Origin of the sequence: Dyadobacter sp. BHUBP1, from assembly GCF_050587785.1 — a bacterium.
GTDB lineage: Bacteria > Bacteroidota > Bacteroidia > Cytophagales > Spirosomataceae > Dyadobacter.
The window spans coordinates 746,907-763,860 of record NZ_JBOBIH010000002.1 but is presented as its reverse complement, the minus strand read 5'-3'; the positions used below and the strand labels follow the sequence as shown (position 1 = coordinate 763,860).

Here is a 16,954-nt window from a genome sequence, read left to right as displayed (position 1 = left end):
CCAAAATATTTGAATGGAACTCGACAAAAAAGAAGCTGAAATCGTAAACCGGGCTATTCAGACCTGGGAGGATGAGGCGCGCATTCCGAAGGAGCTGGCCACGGAGCTACGGGGCAGTTACAGCGTACGCAATGCGAATGTGGATGCGATCGCTATTTATGCTTTGATTTCTGCGGTGTCGTGTGGATTACTCGCATTCGGGGCATTGGTACTGGATGAAAAATGGATCGAGCTGCTTCGCAAGCGCTGGGGCTTTTCGGAGAATATCGTCGGCATACTTTTCACTTTCGTTGCAGGCCTTTTTGTGTACCTCGCCAAACGGCGCATGAATAGTTCCGGGGGAGCGAAGGCTAGCAATGAAGTTTACAATATCGCCATTATCCTGACGGTCGCGATTGCAATTACTTACTGGACACGCGGGTTACTTGATGGGCCGGGTAATTATGCATTACCGCTGCTGTTTGCAGCGATCGCCTACGCGGGCGTCGCTATTTTTCTCCGGTCTACCTTGCTTTGGGTTACGGCTATCCTCGCGCTTGCCGGTTGGTGGGGTGCGCAAACCCACTACTGGTCGGGAGGCAATTTTCGGTTCTTGGGGATGAATTATCCACTGCGTATGACGGTGTTCGGGCTGGTGATATGGGCTTCCTCGTGGATAATCGGGCAAATCCGTGCACTGGCTTTTTTGAAGGACGTTACTTACACGGTTGGGCTGTTCCTGTTTCTGGTAGCCGGCTGGACGCTCTCTATTTTTGGCAATTATGCCGATTACGAAGGTTGGAAGGCCCTTAAACAAAGCCATTTCTGGTTTTGGGCACTGAGTTTTACGCTCGTACTCGCCGGAATGATGTATTATGCATTTCAATACAAGCAGGAAACATTGCGCGACCTGTGCCTGGTTTTCTTCCTGCTCAATATTTACACCCGTTATTTCGAATATTTCTGGGATCGTACCAACGCGGGGATTTTCTTTGCATTACTGGCGTTATCCTTCTGGTTTGTGGCCAAAAAAGCCGAGCAATGGCGGAGCAGAACGGCAGGGTGACTTTTTTTTAGTACAAATACACTATCATGAGCAATATCAGACCCATCCGCGGCGAAGAGCTGGATCTTATTCACTTCCTTCTTGAAAAACTGAACCTGGACCCGATCGATTTTCCGGTTTCGGAAATGGTGGACGAATACGAGGGCGGCAAAATGGGCAGTATCAGCCTCGGTGGCGATATGAATGCCTACGCCGGCGATCTTATCCAGGCCGAATACGTGGATATCGACGATACGCCGGTGGTGATTACCTTGACACAAGATACCAACGGCCAGTTACTCGACCTGGATTTCTGGAAAGTGGATTTTACCAAACTTTTGGAATATCCTACGCCAGACAAGCTGATATTCGGAAAAGCGCCGGAGGAATAAACTGCTAGTCCTCTTCGTAATCCAACTCTTTGCCGTAGGTCTCCTCCATGCGCCACAGCGAGAGCAATGCCAATGAGAAGCACAATGCACCGACGATCGCGCCCGAATGCAATACGCCTGAGTCTTTTTTAAGGAATTGGAATAGTGGGAGCGTAAGCAGTACCGTTGCCCGGACATTGTTGGCCACCGAGGTGGTAACCGTCGCGCGGAGATTGGTCCCAAATTGCTCGGCTGTGGTCGTCAGGAACATGGCAATATAGCCGATCGAGAAACCCAGCCACACGTAGCAAATATAGAGTGTAGTGGCGTTGTTGATACCTCCCGAGAGCAGCCAGGCTACACCGGCGAGCGTCATCAGCATCATTAGTAGTATCGCTTTCCGGCGCGAGCGAAGCCATTGACTCAGGATTCCGCTGAAAAAGTCGCCCGTAACCACGCCTATGTACGTGTAGAGCACGCAGGTACCTGCCTGAATTTCCTCCGCTATGCCCAATGCTTTCGCGAACTCGTTGCCAAATGTGGCGTAAATGCCAATGACCATATAAGTAGGTAGCCCGATTCCCATGCAACGCATGTAGCGCACGAACCGCGACCAGCTCGTGAAGATCGTCCACCAGGGCACCGGTTTGGAGCCCCGTTTTTCCAGACTCTTATTAAAAACAATGGATTCCAGCACATTCACACGCAGGATCAACAATATCAAACCCATTCCACCGCCGATGAAATAGGCCATACGCCAGTCCGTGAGCTTTACGGCGAAGAATGCGGCAATGGCCCCTGCGAGTCCGACGCTGGCTACTACCGAGGCTCCGTAACCGCGCAGTTCTTTGGGCAGGATTTCGGCGATTAGCGTAATGCCAGCGCCCAGCTCGCCTGCAAGACCAAAACCGGCGATAAACCGCAGAATCGAGTATATTTCAACATTTTGGGTGAAACCGCAGGCGATATTGGCGAGCGAATAGGTCAATATTGAGCCAAAAAGGACAGAACGGCGGCCGAGCTTGTCCCCCAGAATTCCCCATAAAAAGCCACCGATGAGTAACCCCGCCTGTTGCCAGTTGTAAATATTGGCGCCGATCTGCGAGATTTCTTCCTCCGAGAGACCCAGGTCTTTCAGGCTCGGGACGCGCACGATATTGAAAAGCAGCAGGTCATAAACATCCACGAAATAGCCGAGGGAGGCTACGATAACAGGCAATGTAAAAACGGCACTGAGTTTGGGCTGAACAGGAGTGACGGCGGTCATAAGGGTGTTTTCGTTTATTCTTCAAAAGGCTTCCGGCGCATTGATTTAACGGCGGCCGTGCGTTGCTTGGCTTTCAATCTTTCCAGCTTCGAAGCCAGTGTAGGCTTGGTCGCTTTACGATCTTTCTCTACCGTAAGCGCCTGACGGATAAGCCGGTCGAATTTCTCGACGACCTTTTCCTTGTTGGCCAGTTGCGAGCGCTCGGTTTGGTGGTATAATACGAGCACTTTACCGTTCGTTAATCGGTTGGATAATTTTTCGGTTAGCTTTTGCTTGTCCTCGCCGGTCAGGAATTGCGAATTCGGAATATCAAAACGCAGTTCTACCTTTGTTTCGACCTTATTTACATTTTGCCCGCCCTTACCACCGCTCCGGGCCGTCTGAAAGACGAGTTCGGGATGCAGGATTTCAGGATCAATCATTTGAAATAGAAGTTTTGTTAACACGTGTTAATGTCCGGCGGGCCATTAAACCAGAGTCTAAAAGTAACGTCCAAGAATCGATTTTTAAACAACAGGAAAACAATTAACAACATAAAGCAATGGGCACCATGCGTACACTAAGAATAATCGGCCTGTTCATTTTCATGTTCGTCGGAGTTTCAGTGTCCAACAAAACCGAGGCACAGCCCGGTTTCAGGATTACGTTCGAAACTTTTTATGACGAGCTTGCTCCTTATGGCCGCTGGATGCGTAATCCGCAGTATGGTTCCGTCTGGATCCCTGACGTTCCCCGTGGCTTCCAGCCTTACTCCACGGCAGGTTACTGGGAACAGACAGAATACGGAAATACCTGGGTTTCGGAATATGATTGGGGATGGGCGCCGTTCCACTACGGTCGTTGGTCGTATGACGATTACTACGGCTGGTTTTGGATCCCCGATTACGAATGGGGCCCTGCATGGGTAAACTGGCGCTCGGGCGGCGGCTATTACGGCTGGGCACCGCTTGGACCTGGGGTGAGCATCAATGTTTCCGTCAATATTCCATCTTTCTGGTGGGTGTTTGTGCCGCAACGTTATATCCTCAGTCCCAGCTGGCATTCATACTGCGCTCCGCAAAGACGGGTATCGCATTATTACAACAACACGGTAGTAATTAACAACTACTACCGCAGCAACAACCGCACGTACGTATACGGCCCGCGCCGTGACGAGATCGAGCGCGTTACCCGCAGAAGCGTACCTATACGTACAATCGACGCCAGCCCCAGAGGCCGCGGACGTGTGATCATTGCCGACCGTGGAAACGGCCGCTACGACTACGGTACCCGCGATCATGACCGTGGAGGCCGCGTTATCGACGCCAACCCGCGCATTGACCGCAGCAATCGCAACGACGACAACCGCATTGAACCGGGTGATAATTCAAGACGTGGCGCGCGCAATCCGTATGAAGAGCGCAACGGCCGCTATGAACGCAACCGTGACGCGATTGAAAATCGCAACGATCGCTACGAAACGCCGAATCCAGGCCGTAATGATCGTTATGAAGCACCAAACCGCTCGGAACGTAACCGGGAATACGGCAACCCTGGCAATGGCCCGGAACGTAACCGTGACTTCGGCAACCGTGCGGAACGTGTGGAGCGCCCGAACATCGAACGCCCCGAAAGACAGGAACGCAGTAACCGGTCATTCGAGCCCGCACCGCGTATAGAACGCCAGGAAAGAAGTGCACCGGAGCCTCGCGGCAACGACCGCGGTAATCGAGGTGGCGACAATGGCGGGGGTAACCGCGGCGGCGGCGACAACGGTGGTGGTTCCAGCGAACGCAGCGGCAGAGGACCGAGATAATTTCAACCCTTAACATAAAAACAACCCGGCGGGATAGTAGTATTTTCCATCGGGTTGTTTTTGTTTATGAAGACTTTCGATTTACGCTTCGAAAACAGATAAAAATGTTATTTTTAGCCTGACCCCCAACCCACGGCATTGAATGGAAATACAATTTGACATTGAATTCAAGGAGAGTGCACCCAAGTACATGCAGATTATCAAATCGCTGTTGCAGGCGATTAGTAAAGGAAAGCTGAAACGAGGCGACAAGATCCCCTCCATTAACCAGTTAAGTGAGGAATACCTGCTTTCGCGCGATACCGTCGAAAAGGCTTATAAGCACCTTATTAAGGACGGCGTGCTGATTTCAGTTCGCGGAAAAGGCTATTTTATCAACCGCGTGGATATTGAAACCTCACTGCGTATCCTACTGGTTTTCAACAAAATAAGCAATTATAAGAAGCAGGTTTACAATGCATTTGTGGAGAATATCGGCCCCAATGTGAACGTCGACCTGCATATTCATCACTCCAATACCAATATTTTCAAAAACCTGATCAAGAACAGCCTGGGAGAATACGACTACTACGTGATCATGCCGCATTTCTACGAAGAGATGGATGAGGCGATCGAAACGCTGAAAATGATCCCGCCGGAGAAACTGATTTTGCTTGACAAGGACATTGAATTCACGACCAAAAAGCATTCAGCCGTCTACCAGAATTTCGAGAAGGATATTGTACACGCGTTGAACGAGGCGGTGGACTTGCTGAAAGTTTACAAAAAACTCGTCCTCATTTTCCCAACGATGATCCGCTATCCGAAGGAAATCCTCAAAGGCTTCCGCATTTTTTGCATTCAGCACGAGTTTGAGCATGAGATCATGTATGATTTTCATGAAAACAGCACGGCGGTGAAGGATACGGCCTATGTGGTCATAGAAGAAAACGATCTGGTAAACCTCATTAAGCAATGCAAAAAGCAGCAACTCGTCGTGGGCAAAGATGTGGGCATTATCTCGTACAATGAAACGCCATTGAAAGAAATCCTGCTCGACGGCATTACGACCATTTCCACCGACCATGAGCAGATGGGTAAAACCGCGGCGGAGATTATTAAGGAAGGGAAAAGGGCGCTGGTCAAAAACCCATTCACATTGATCCGGCGGAAGTCGCTTTGATAATGTCAGTCCGAGCGCACGGGGCCGCCCCGTGCGCTCAGACTGACATTTTGCATTAAAGCCCTGTCGCTACGGTCAGTTTGCCGCGTTCGTTCAACAATTCGTTGCGGACGCCGAGGTGACGATACAAACCGATCGGATCGAGCGAGCCGCCGCTCAGGCGCATGGCCTCGCGTACGAGCGGGCGCACGTCGGTGCGGAATGCATTTTGCAGGATTTGCTGGGCCACCACCACGTCGTTTTCGTTGCGGGCCTCTTCCAGTTTCTTTCTGTCGACGAGCAACGCCTGCGCTTGCGCTATCAGAATCGCTTCCACCGATTGGAGCAAATCTTCCAGCGGATCTTTCACATTATGGCTGGCGTCGATCATCCAGGCATAAGTATCGCTGGCGCGGTTGGCGCGCTTCATGCCTTCCACGAGCTCTACGAAGATCAAAAACAGCTGGTATGGACGGATAGCCCCTACTGTGAGATCATCATCCCCATATTTCGAATCGTTGAAATGGAAGCCTGCAAGGCGGCCTTCCATCATCAATGTAGCTACGATCTGCTCAATGTTTGCATTCGGCAAATGGTGTCCCAGATCCACCAGCACGTCCGCTTTCGGCCCGAGTTTCTGGCAGAAAAGCAATGAGCTGCCCCAATCCTGGATTACGGTGGAATAGAAATTAGGCTCGTAGGCTTTGTATTCCACATAAACCTTCCAGTCGTCCGGCAACGCTGCGTAAATTTCCTGCAAAGATTCGAGCGTGTTCTGGAATGCTCTCACAAAGTTCGACTGCCCGGGGAAGCAGGAACCGTCCGACAACCAGATCGACAATGCTTTGGAACCAAGATTCACACCATGTTTGATCACCTCGATATTATGCTCGATCGCCTGCTTGCGCACCTTCGCGTCCACGTGAGAGAGCGAGCCGAATTTGTAGGACAGCTCCTGGTCCTTCTGATCCTGGAAGGTATTGGAGTTAACCGCGTCAAATTTCAAATCCAGCGAAGTTGCCAGGTCGATGATCGGCTGTGCTGCGCCGGGAATATCCCAGGGAATATGCAGTGAAATGGAGCCGCTCGAACGGTTTAACGCATGCAGCAAGCCCACATCCTCTATTTTCTCTTCCAGTGAACGAGGCTCTCCTACTCCCGAGAAACGCCCGAAACGGGTGCCGCCGGTGCCCAATGCCCAGCTCGGGATCGCCACCTGGAACGCTTCGAGCGATTTTACAATGTCTTTTGCGTTGATACCCTGCTCGCCCAACTGCTCTTGCAGGAAGATGTACTGGTTGTTATGCCGCGAAAACAGACTGTCGTTGTGCTGATCGATCTGATATTGTTCAATTTTCATCTGGATAGAATTAAAAAGACTTGGCAAGTCACTACAACCCGCCAAGTCTGATTTAACATATTTTGATCATTAGCGAAGGAATGCCGCAGGAACACCACCGTCGACGTTGATCACGTTTCCGGTGCTCTTATTGAGCAAGCCGCTCACGAAAATATACACGCCGTTTGCAATATCGTCCGTATGGATTTCTGCATTCAATACGGTTCTTTTCGCGTAGTAAGCAGGCAGTTCTTCCACTTTAATACCGTACGCCTTGGCACGTCCGGCAGCCCATCCGCTCTCCCATATCTTGCTTCCGGCAATTACCGCGTCGGGATTCACCACGTTTACACGGATCTTGTCAGGGCCGAGTTCCGCAGCCAACAGGCGCGACATATGTTGCTGAGCAGCCTTAGCCGTTCCATAAGCCACGTTGTTCGGGCCGGAAACGATACCGTTCTTGCTCGCGATATTAATGATATCACCGCCCAGGCCTTGCTGACGCATGATCGCCACCGACTCCTGCGATACCAGGAACTGGCCTTTTACCAATACATCCTGCAAAATATCCCAGTCTTTGATAGTAGTCTCCGCCAATGGTTTCGAGATCGACAAACCTGCACAGTTCACCACTATATCCACACCACCATATTTCAGCTTGGTCGCATGCAATGCCGCTTTGATCGCCTCGTCGTCGAGTACGTTCGCTACGGTTGTGTCGGAGAAGTCCTTCCCAAATTTCGCATCGAACTCCGCTTTGGTTTCTGCCAATGCTTTTTCATCTATATCTGAAATCACCACGCAAGCACCTTCCTGCAACAGTTTCTGAGCGATAGCCTTACCGATACCGCCCGAGCCGCCGGTTACGAATGCAACTTTACGGGATACCGATTTTTCTTTTGGCATACGCTGTAATTTCGCTTCTTCCAGCAGCCAGTATTCGATATCGAATGCTTCCTGCTCCGGCAGCGAAACGTAAGAAGAGATCGCCTCGGCGCCTTTCATTACATTAATCGCATTGATATAAAACTCGGCCGCAACGCGTGCAGTCTGCTTGTCTTTCGCGAATGAGAACATACCTACTCCTGGCAACAGGATGATCACCGGATTCGGGTCACGCACTGCGGGGCTGTTGGAATGCTTGCAGCGCTCGTAGTAAGCGATATAATCCGCGCGGTATGCTTCGAATTGCGGACGGATGTGCTCCAGGATTTCCGCATCAGTTGCTTCCAGTTTCTCAAATGGCAGATCCAATACCAACGGGCGAATTTTTGTACGCAGGAAGTGGTCGGGGCAGCTGGTACCCAGCGGCGCTAGTTTGTCCAGGTCATTACTTGCGATGAATTCCAGTACGCGCTCGTCGTCGGTAAAGTGACCGATCATGGCCTGCTGCTCGGAAGCCAGACCGCGCAAATAAGGCGCCAGCTTACCAGCGATCGACGCGCGGCGTTCTTTAGGCTCGCTTTCCAGGCGTGCGCCACCGAAAACAGGGCGTTTTTTGCCATAGTTTTCAGCCAGGTATTCCGACGCTCTTTCGATTGTGTCGAGCGTATTGATATAAGATTCGTAAGCAGTATCCCCCCAGGTGAACAAGCCATGACCGCCCAAAACGATACCACGAATGCCCGGGTTGTCTTTCAATGCCTGTTCCAATTGCAGGCCGAGGTCGAAACCTGGACGCTGCCAGGGTACCCACGCCAGCTCGCCATTGAACAATTCTTTGGTGATGGCCTCACCTTCTTTCGATGCTGCGATCGCGATCAACGCATCCGGGTGGAGGTGATCGATATGTTTGAAAGGCAGTAAGCCGTGCAGCGGTGTATCGATGGACGGGGCCTTCGATTTCAGGTCGTAAATGCAATGATTGAACAACTCTACCATCTCATCTTCGAATTCCAGCCCGCGGTAGATATTTTTTAAACTATGCAGGCGGTCGACGTACAAACCAGCCAGTCCGCTTCTTGTTAAAGTACCAATATCGCCCCCTGAGCCTTTGATCCACATCACCTCGACAGGATTGCCTGTCAGCGGATCTTTTTCGATGGTTTTACAGCTTGTGTTTCCACCAGCATAGTTGGTCAGGCGTAGATCGGCACCCAACAGATTTGAACGGTACAGAAGAAGTGCAACCTGATCATCACCCAGGGAAGCGGCTTTCTCTTCATCCCATAAATAGCTTACGTACCTGTACTGGCTTACTTTAGAACTGCTCATATTTGTTTCCTGATTATTTATCATTTTTGAGGTAAAAGTTCTTCTTTCCTGAAAGTATTTTAACAGATTAATACTACTCTGAACGTATGTGCAAGATTAGGAAACTTAGTAATGCACACCGTCCTGTTGTATCCTGCATGTTGAAATAAATCGAGAATTAATGTGAGATTTGGAAGTTTCAATATAAAACAAATGGTCTGAACCATTCTTGTAACAGTTCAGACCACGAAAAGAAAAAATAACCTTACTGACTTACCGCTTTATTAACAATTTCTTTGCGACATCGCCGATTTTAATGGTGTAAATGCCTTCTTTCAAGTCCTTCACATCGAGTTTGCCCGCCGTCAGTTTCGCGCCCGCAATCACCAGACCGCCAGTGGGCGTAAATACTGAAACCAGCTCGTTTTCGGCAGCACCTTCGACGGTAAGTTCCGTCTGCGCAGGATTCGGGTACATTTTGAGGGTTCCCGTGCCAGCCTTCACGGCAATGACTTTCGAATATTCAAATTTCCCGCCATAATCCAATTGCTTCAACCGATAATAACCTGTTACTAACGGATTGAGGTCGGTAAAGTGGTAAAACTGTTTCTCTTTCGTATCGCCGCTGCCATCTACAAAACCAATCTTCTCGAACCTACGCGCATCGGCGCTGCGCTCGATTTCGAAGCCTTTATTATTGGTTTCGGAGGCTGTTTTCCAAGTGAGTTTGGTTTGGTTGTTTTCGGACTTGCCTTCGAAAGACACCAGCGCGACCGGAAGTTGCACGTTTCTATAATTGAAACTTACCAGTGTCAATCCGGTCATCACACTATTGGTCACCTCCACACGGTAGGTCGAAACGTCAGTTACCGTCAGTGAGTTATTCCCCACAATGGTCGTAAAAAGCACATTATCCCTATACCATTTATAAGTATTGTTGCTCGACGTACCGCCGGCGTGTACAGTCAATAGCGCCCCACCTGGCACCGGCTGCGCGCTGATCACAATTTTCTCTTGAGGCGAATACTGATCCAACGAGGTAAAATTGGATTCCATACCTTCGAACGTAAATGCATTATTGGAAAGATCGACCAGCCCTGACGCAGGAATATGCGAAAGATCAGGTATCGGGCCGCTAAATGCATTGTATTTCAGATTTAGGACCGTTAGATTGGACAAGCCGCTGATATCCGGCGGGATGCCCCCGTCAAAGCTTGCATTGTTTATGATGATCTTATTCAGTTTCGTAAGATTACCTATCCCGGTCGGTAGTTTTCCAGCGAAGTAGCTATCATGCAGTTCCAGTTCTTCAAGATTTAACAGGTTGCTCAAAAATGTAAAATCGCCCAATCCCTCATAACGACTGATATACAATCGTTTTAGTTTCGACAGATTACCGAGCTGTTGTGGAATTGCGTTTGGAAAGCCATTGGTATTAAGCTCCAATACTTCAAGATTCGAAAAACTGCCAATTGCAGCCGGGAATTCACCTTTTACCCAACCCTGTAAATACAATTCCTTCAACTTGGGCAGGACCGAGAGGAAGGATGGAAAAGAAAAATCAGAGAACCCACCCATCGGGTCGCCCGATCCCAGATATAAAGTTTCCAGGTTGACAAGATTTGTAAAATTAGCTGGAATTTCGCCAGTCGGAGTCAGGGACAACCCCTTCAACTTGGTCAGGTTCCCAATCACTGCCAGGCTGGTACTTCCAAATGCCTGGTCAGCGATATACAGATATTCCAGGTTGGTCAGATTACCCAACTCGACAGGCAGATTCCCCGTCAGATTACCCATCCACATCCCCGTTTTCGAAAGATCCAAGGTAGTTAAAGCCGTCAGATTACCCACTTCGGATACAAGCTGCCCCTCTAACAGCAACTCCTTTAAAACCAGTTTCGTCACACGCCCTCCTTCACACGTAACGCCATACCAGCCGCAAGGACTGTCACCAGTGTTACCGGGTATGACCCAATCGGATAGTTCCGGATAGTTTGCGCCCGCAAAACCATTATAAAGTGCTACCAGGGACAAACGGTCGTTCTCCAACGTCTGGCCAAATGATCGGAATGAAACTAACAGGAGAACCAGTAAAAGTTTACGCATGGCTATTCCAATTTATTTATGTTAATCACCTGTGAATAAGCAAACTGCTACTCTCCTCACCTACTCTTATCACATACCGGCCACTTATGAGGTTCTTGATATTAATCTGCTGCTTGTCTGCGATCAGGCCGTCCAGGACGATACGTCCATTCCCATCGACGATCGAAAATGGTCGCTTCTCTGTGACGCCTGAAACGATCAGGTGATCGTACGCAGGGTTTGGATAAACCTTCACGATCGCGGCATCACTCTTTACCCTGATGACTTTCGAGTACTCAAATTTACCATCGTAATCCAATTGCTTTAATCGGTAATAGCTTATTGAGAATGGGTTGACGTCAGTAAAGTGATAAAACTGCTCCCCTCTCGCATCCCCGCTGCCGTCTATGAAAGCAATCTTTTCAAATGTCCTTGCATCGGCACTGCGCTCGACTTCGAAACCTTTGTTATTGATTTCCCCAGCAGTTTTCCAGGTGAGTTTGGTTTGGTTGCTTTCTGACTTACCGTCGAAAGAAACAAGCGTTACCGGCAGCTTAACTACCACGTAATTCTTTGTCACCAGTGTCAAATTCGGAACAAAGCTATTGGTTGTTTCAACGCGGTAAATTCCTTCTCCGTCAAGGTCCACGCCATCAATACCGCTCACTGTTTTGATTAACACATCATTTTTGTAAAGTTTGTGTGTCAGGTTCGCCATCGTGCCTCCTGTGTAGGGCATAATCCAAGTTGGGAGACAACCAACACACATCGGACCGATCAATCCTGCGTCGATCAGTGCTTGTGGTGCGTATTGATCGAGGCGACTAATGTTAGACTCCATCCCGCTGAAATTGAATTTATTGTTATTGATTCTTACATCAGCGGCAACAGTAATTCCCGAAAGGCTCGGAATTGGACCAGTCAGGTTATTATATGACAAATCCAGTGTCGTCAGGTTAGTCAGATTATTGAAAGATGACGGTATAGATCCGGTGAGACCATTGTATGAAATATTCAGACAACGCAAGTTTGTCAGATTACCAATTTCAGCAGGAATCTCCCCCACACTAGCGTAGGAAGCAAGCGCATAAGGGCGGGTTCCGGTTAGTTCCAATGTATCGAGCGTCGTGAGGTTTCCTATCTGGCCTGGTATCGGAGTTGAAAACACAACGCCGCCCATACGAAGCATTTTAATTTTTGGCCATTGACAGACAACGTCAGGGAATGCTATCGTCCCGATTGCCAGCAAAGGCGAAAACCTGCCCATCACACAACGCTCAAGATTAACCAGGTTCGCGAAACTTGCAGGGACATCGCCCGAAAGAGTGATGTGCAGTTCTTTCAGGGTTGTAAGATTGCCGATTTCGGACATACTACTTGAACTGAAACCATTTCCCAGAAAATTCAGATATTCCAGCTTGGAGAGATTACCAATTTCTGCGGGGAGAGTCCCTTCAAATCCCGGTCCCAGATAACCCGTAGAGAGGTCAAGGTGCGTCAGTTCCGTAAGATTCCCGATTTCAGATGGCAATATTGCAGGCTCGGAGGTGTTGCTGATACTAAGACGTGTAACCCGGCCGCCCGCACAAGTCACGCCGTCCCATCCGCAAGGGCTATCGCCGACATTGCCCGGTACAACCCAATTGACCAGCCAGGTAGGACCATTAGCCTGGTTATAGATTGCAACAAGTGCCTGGCGATCACTTTCCAGCGTCTGCCCTATTGATTCTATGGAAATAAACAGAAGAAGTAGTAAAAATTTACGCATATCATTTCTTATTTAAGGAGTCAATCACCTGACGATCAATAATCTACTAACTTCTTCATCTACTTTTACAACATAACTGCCGGCTCCCAGCTTTCTCACATCAATCTGATCCTTGTCTGTCGCAAGCCCTTTCAGCACGACACGCCCGTTCTGATCAACAATCGAAAACGGCAGTTTTTGCGTACTGCCTGAAATGGTTAGATATTCCTCTGCCGGATTAGGGTAAACCTTCACCATTGGAGCATCGCCCTTTACTTCAATGATTTTTGAATACTCGAATTTGCCGTCGTAATCGAGCTGCTTCAAGCGGTAGAAGCCTCTTACCAGTGGGCTAACGTCGGTAAAATGATAGGTATTGACTTCCTTTGTGTCGCCATTCCCGTCTACAAACCCGATTTTTGCGAAACTCCGCGCATCCGCGCTGCGCTCTATTTCGAAGCCTTGGTTGTTGGTTTCAGCGGAAGTTTTCCAGGTAAGTTTAGTTTGATTATTCTCCGACTTTCCGTCAAAAGAGATCAGCGTTACAGGCATTCCCACGAGAACGAACTCCTCACTGACCATAGTAAGTCCCGATACCAGGCTATTTGTTACTTCCGCCCGGTAAATCCCGTCTGCGGTACTGAAATACTGGATGCCCACGGTCGTAGCAACCAGCACCCCACTTTTGTACCATTTATAAGTATTGTTGGCCGCTGTTCCACCAGCGAAATCCGCGATCAACATTCCACCCAAAGCTCTTGTTGTCCTCAAGTTATTAGCGGTTCGCAGCGGAACAATGGCTGTCAACTTAAATTTTTCCTGATTACCATAGGAATCCAGCCTGCTGATATTCGTTTCCATGCCCGAAAACGTGAAAGCATTATTATTGATTCTTACGTCAGCTTCGATAGGAATCCCCAGAATGTTCGGAACCGGACCATTCAGGTTGTTATTAGACAAGTCCAGTTTAGTCAGTTTGGTCAGGTTGTTAAATGACGCAGGAATAGCGCCCGTCAGCTGATTTTCACTTAGATCCAGTACTTCGAGATCTGTCAAACCACCGAGACTCGACGGGATAGTTCCTGTAACACCTCCGTGCCGCATGATCAGCGTTTTGAGCCTGGTAAAATTTCCGATATATGCCGGAATAGCGCCTACTGACCCCTCCGCTTGCATAGCGGCGTCCTCCACCGCAAGACGCAGATACTCCAGATTGATCAGATTTGCGAGCGATGGCAGGACAGGCCAGTTTGGATAAGGAGTCAATGAGAGATGTTTAAGTTTAGTCAGATTATTTATGACAGAAACATTAACCCCTGTCAACTGATTGCCGCTTAAATCCAGGTATTCAAGGTTAGTTAGATTCCCGAGTTCCACAGGTAAATCGCCGTAGAAATAAAGAATCTCGCCGCCAGGACCTGAAAGATCCAGATGCTTCAATGCAGTAAGGTTCCCCACAGCCGCCGGAATAGGCGCAACGATATCTTCTTCTTCCAGAATCAGACTGGTAACCCGCTCATTCTCGCAAGTAACTCCGCGCCAGCCACATGGATTATCGCCAGGGCTTCCCGGGACGGTCCAGCCGGTATTGTCGTGCCAATTGTTTCCGCCGGTGGCTTGATAAAATGCCACCAGCGCCAGCCGGTCACTTTCCAGCGTTTGGCCAAATGAATATACAGAAGCAAAAAGGCAAACAAGCCCCAGTAGACATCCTTTCATAGCGTCACAGAAAAAGGTTAAGTAATTCCTAAAAACGTTGAGCGGGTGCCACGGTGACAGAACAATGCTGCCGGTACTGTAAGAATGTTGTATATACAAATGTAACCGAATGTGCAACAAAATTGCACACCGGTTACAAAAATTTTATTGAAGCTTAATATAGTAGTCTTTGACAGACCGAACTACTTCCAGGTGAGGCCCATATTCCGGAAGAGGAATGCATAAATATCCGCCTGGGTTTCCAGCGCTTTTTTGGTGTTACTCGCGCCGTGGCCGGAGTTGGTATCAATCCGGATCAGCAATGGATTGGCGGAAGAGCTTCCCGCCTTTGCCTGCAATGCCGCGGCATACTTAAACGAATGCGCCGGTACCACGCGGTCGTCGTGATCGGCCGTTGTAATCATCGTAGCAGGATAATGGCCACCCTTTTTGATATTATGAAGCGGAGAATATCCGTATAAAACCTTGAATTCCTCCGCATTATCGCTGCTTCCGTAATCGGCAATCCAGTTCCAGCCGATCGTGAATTTGTGGAAACGGAGCATATCCATTACACCTACGGCCGGGAATGCCACTTTGAAAAGCTCTGGGCGCTGGTTCATCACGGCACCGACGAGCAAGCCGCCATTGGAACCTCCCTGAATGGCCAGCCGCTCCGGCGAAGTATATTTCTCACGGATCAGGAATTCCGCTGCAGCAATGAAATCATCGAACACATTCTGCTTTTTCAGCTTCATACCCTGCTCATGCCATTTCTCACCGTATTCGCTTCCGCCACGCAGGTTCGCTTGTACAAAAACGCCTCCCTGGTTGAAAAACGGGATACGGGTAGGACTAAACGCAGGCGGCAGGCTAACGTTAAACCCGCCGTAACCATAAAGGATCGTGGGATTGGTCCCGTCCAGCTTCAATCCTTTTTTATAGGTAATGAATGCCGGAATGCGGGTACCATCTTTGCTTGGGTAAAACACCTGCTTCGTTTCATAATCCGACGGCTTGAACGTCACTTCGGGTTCGCGGAAAACGCTGCTCTTTCCGCTCGCAATGTCATAGCGGAAGATCGTCGAAGGGTAGTTGAAGGAAGTGTATGTATAAAAAACAAAGGTGTCCTCCCGGTCCCCTCCAAAGCCCGATGCCGAGCCTGGTCCGGGCATTTGGATCTCGCTTTCAAGCACACCCGCGGGCGTGTATACATACGCGCGCGAGGTCACATCTTTCAAATAGGATACAAACAATTTCCCGCCTGCCAGTTGAGCAGATTCGAGCGGTTCCTCACGCTCCGGCAACACGGTTTCCCAGATCCGGCCAGCCGTTTTGAAAAGCATTACCTTGCCATTCGGCGCGCCGTCGTTGGTTTCGATCAGAAAATCATCGCCAATGTTTTCGATAATGCGAAAACTGGCGTCGGTGATCTCTTCGCGTATAGGTACAAAACGGCTTTCGCCCCTCTTCAACACCCAAACCCCATTACCGTCTTTACCTTTTCCCCGGTCGCTTACGGTCAGGACAGCGTACTGTTCGTCTTCGGTCGTGCCCATGGTATGGAAGCGTTGCGGATTTGCGGGATCTTCAAATACCAGTTTGTCTTGATCCTGCTCCGTACCAATGCGATGAAAAAACACCTGGTGATTCTCGTTTTTCGCGGCCAATGCGCTGCCATCCGGTTTTGGGTAGCGGCTGTAATAAAAGCCATCACCCTGCCAAGACGCGCCAGAGACCTTCACCCATTCTACTTTATCGGCCAGCATGGAAAGGTCTTTCATATTCATGACCTGGTATTCCTGCCAATCGGAGCCGCCTTTCGAAAAGCCCAGAACCGCGTAAGCACCGTCTTTCGACAAGCTGAAAACGGTGAGCCGTGTGGTTCCGTCGGGCGACAGCTTGTTCGGATCGACAACGACTTCTGGCGTTCCGCTAAGCCCCTTCTGGCGGTACAATACGGCCTGGTTTTGCAGGCCGTCGTTTTTGTAGAAATAGAAATAGTCTCCTTTCTTTCTGGGAGCCGAATATTTGGGATAATTATAGGCCTTTTCCAAATCCTGGAATATTTTTCCCTTGAACGGAATCGCATTCAGGTAACCAAATGTAACCTCGTTCTGCGCCTTCACCCATGTCGCCGTTTCCTCGGAACGGTCGTCTTCGAGCCAACGATAAGGGTCAGCGACTTTTACGCCGTGATATTCGTCAAAATGTTCCTGCTTTTTGGTTTCGGGATATTTCAATTGCTGTGCATTGCCGGTTCCCGACAACGCCGATGCTGTCATTAAAGTCAT

General features: G+C 49.3%; 12 protein-coding genes. 4 read left to right on the top strand and 8 right to left on the bottom strand.

The features are described from left to right. Positions 1-13 precede the first annotated feature (13 nt). Complete coding sequence (locus ACQ4MZ_RS09930; protein ID WP_430844670.1) at positions 14-1,045, top strand: hypothetical protein; 1,032 nt, start codon at positions 14-16, stop codon at positions 1,043-1,045. Positions 1,046-1,071: 26 nt separating this feature from the next. Next, positions 1,072-1,416, top strand: a complete 345-nt coding sequence (locus ACQ4MZ_RS09925) for a DUF6984 family protein (protein ID WP_430844669.1) — start codon at positions 1,072-1,074, stop codon at positions 1,414-1,416. A 4-nt stretch (positions 1,417-1,420) separates the two neighbouring features. On the opposite strand, the gene ACQ4MZ_RS09920 is transcribed toward ACQ4MZ_RS09925, so the two are convergent. Both ACQ4MZ_RS09920 and arfB read right to left on the bottom strand, forming a co-directional pair. Further along, positions 1,421-2,662: an MFS transporter gene (locus ACQ4MZ_RS09920; protein ID WP_430844667.1), complete on the bottom strand. Its 1,242-nt coding sequence runs from the start codon at positions 2,660-2,662 to the stop codon at positions 1,421-1,423. Between the two features lie 14 nt (positions 2,663-2,676). Then, the gene (gene arfB, locus ACQ4MZ_RS09915; protein ID WP_223402442.1) at positions 2,677-3,084 is read right to left on the bottom strand and encodes an alternative ribosome rescue aminoacyl-tRNA hydrolase ArfB; all 408 of its coding nucleotides are present in this window, start codon (positions 3,082-3,084) and stop codon (positions 2,677-2,679) included. Positions 3,085-3,212: 128 nt separating this feature from the next. Here arfB and ACQ4MZ_RS09910 point away from each other — a divergent pair, with 128 nt between their 5' ends. Next, positions 3,213-4,457 (top strand): DUF6600 domain-containing protein, encoded by a 1,245-nt coding sequence (locus ACQ4MZ_RS09910; RefSeq protein WP_430844665.1) that lies wholly within the window; start codon positions 3,213-3,215, stop codon positions 4,455-4,457. 142 nt (positions 4,458-4,599) lie between these two features. Beyond that, positions 4,600-5,619 carry a GntR family transcriptional regulator gene (locus ACQ4MZ_RS09905; protein ID WP_430844664.1) on the top strand — a complete coding sequence of 340 codons (1,020 nt, stop codon included), beginning with the start codon at positions 4,600-4,602 and terminating at the stop codon, positions 5,617-5,619. A gap of 55 nt (positions 5,620-5,674) precedes the next feature. On the opposite strand, the gene ACQ4MZ_RS09900 is transcribed toward ACQ4MZ_RS09905, so the two are convergent. The 6 genes from ACQ4MZ_RS09900 to ACQ4MZ_RS09875 form a co-directional block, all read right to left on the bottom strand. Then, positions 5,675-6,958, bottom strand: a complete 1,284-nt coding sequence (locus ACQ4MZ_RS09900) for a sugar isomerase (protein WP_430844662.1) — start codon at positions 6,956-6,958, stop codon at positions 5,675-5,677. A gap of 69 nt (positions 6,959-7,027) precedes the next feature. Further along, positions 7,028-9,151, bottom strand: a complete 2,124-nt coding sequence (locus ACQ4MZ_RS09895) for a bifunctional aldolase/short-chain dehydrogenase (protein WP_430844661.1) — start codon at positions 9,149-9,151, stop codon at positions 7,028-7,030. 252 nt (positions 9,152-9,403) lie between these two features. After that, positions 9,404-11,236 carry a T9SS type A sorting domain-containing protein gene (locus tag ACQ4MZ_RS09890; RefSeq protein ID WP_430844660.1) on the bottom strand — a complete coding sequence of 611 codons (1,833 nt, stop codon included), beginning with the start codon at positions 11,234-11,236 and terminating at the stop codon, positions 9,404-9,406. A 25-nt stretch (positions 11,237-11,261) separates the two neighbouring features. Further along, a complete protein-coding gene (locus ACQ4MZ_RS09885) occupies positions 11,262-12,983 on the bottom strand; it encodes a leucine-rich repeat domain-containing protein (RefSeq protein WP_430844659.1) in 1,722 nt (573 codons plus the stop codon). Positions 12,984-13,007: 24 nt separating this feature from the next. Continuing rightward, positions 13,008-14,681 (bottom strand): leucine-rich repeat domain-containing protein, encoded by a 1,674-nt coding sequence (locus ACQ4MZ_RS09880; RefSeq protein ID WP_430844658.1) that lies wholly within the window; start codon positions 14,679-14,681, stop codon positions 13,008-13,010. 182 nt (positions 14,682-14,863) lie between these two features. Continuing rightward, positions 14,864-16,954 carry a prolyl oligopeptidase family serine peptidase gene (locus tag ACQ4MZ_RS09875; RefSeq protein ID WP_430844657.1) on the bottom strand — a complete coding sequence of 697 codons (2,091 nt, stop codon included), beginning with the start codon at positions 16,952-16,954 and terminating at the stop codon, positions 14,864-14,866.

What these genes read in the sequence shown, in the direction of transcription:
- ACQ4MZ_RS09930 (WP_430844670.1), top strand. Translation starts at nt 14, where the DNA reads ATGGAACTCGACAAAAAAGAAGCTGAAATCGTAAACCGGGCTATTCAG.
- ACQ4MZ_RS09925 (WP_430844669.1), top strand. Translation starts at nt 1,072, where the DNA reads ATGAGCAATATCAGACCCATCCGCGGCGAAGAGCTGGATCTTATTCAC.
- ACQ4MZ_RS09920 (WP_430844667.1), bottom strand. Translation starts at nt 2,662, where the DNA reads ATGACCGCCGTCACTCCTGTTCAGCCCAAACTCAGTGCCGTTTTTACA.
- arfB (WP_223402442.1), bottom strand. Translation starts at nt 3,084, where the DNA reads ATGATTGATCCTGAAATCCTGCATCCCGAACTCGTCTTTCAGACGGCC.
- ACQ4MZ_RS09910 (WP_430844665.1), top strand. Translation starts at nt 3,213, where the DNA reads ATGCGTACACTAAGAATAATCGGCCTGTTCATTTTCATGTTCGTCGGA.
- ACQ4MZ_RS09905 (WP_430844664.1), top strand. Translation starts at nt 4,600, where the DNA reads ATGGAAATACAATTTGACATTGAATTCAAGGAGAGTGCACCCAAGTAC.
- ACQ4MZ_RS09900 (WP_430844662.1), bottom strand. Translation starts at nt 6,958, where the DNA reads ATGAAAATTGAACAATATCAGATCGATCAGCACAACGACAGTCTGTTT.
- ACQ4MZ_RS09895 (WP_430844661.1), bottom strand. Translation starts at nt 9,151, where the DNA reads ATGAGCAGTTCTAAAGTAAGCCAGTACAGGTACGTAAGCTATTTATGG.
- ACQ4MZ_RS09890 (WP_430844660.1), bottom strand. Translation starts at nt 11,236, where the DNA reads ATGCGTAAACTTTTACTGGTTCTCCTGTTAGTTTCATTCCGATCATTT.
- ACQ4MZ_RS09885 (WP_430844659.1), bottom strand. Translation starts at nt 12,983, where the DNA reads ATGCGTAAATTTTTACTACTTCTTCTGTTTATTTCCATAGAATCAATA.
- ACQ4MZ_RS09880 (WP_430844658.1), bottom strand. Translation starts at nt 14,681, where the DNA reads ATGAAAGGATGTCTACTGGGGCTTGTTTGCCTTTTTGCTTCTGTATAT.
- ACQ4MZ_RS09875 (WP_430844657.1), bottom strand. Translation starts at nt 16,954, where the DNA reads ATGACTTTAATGACAGCATCGGCGTTGTCGGGAACCGGCAATGCACAG.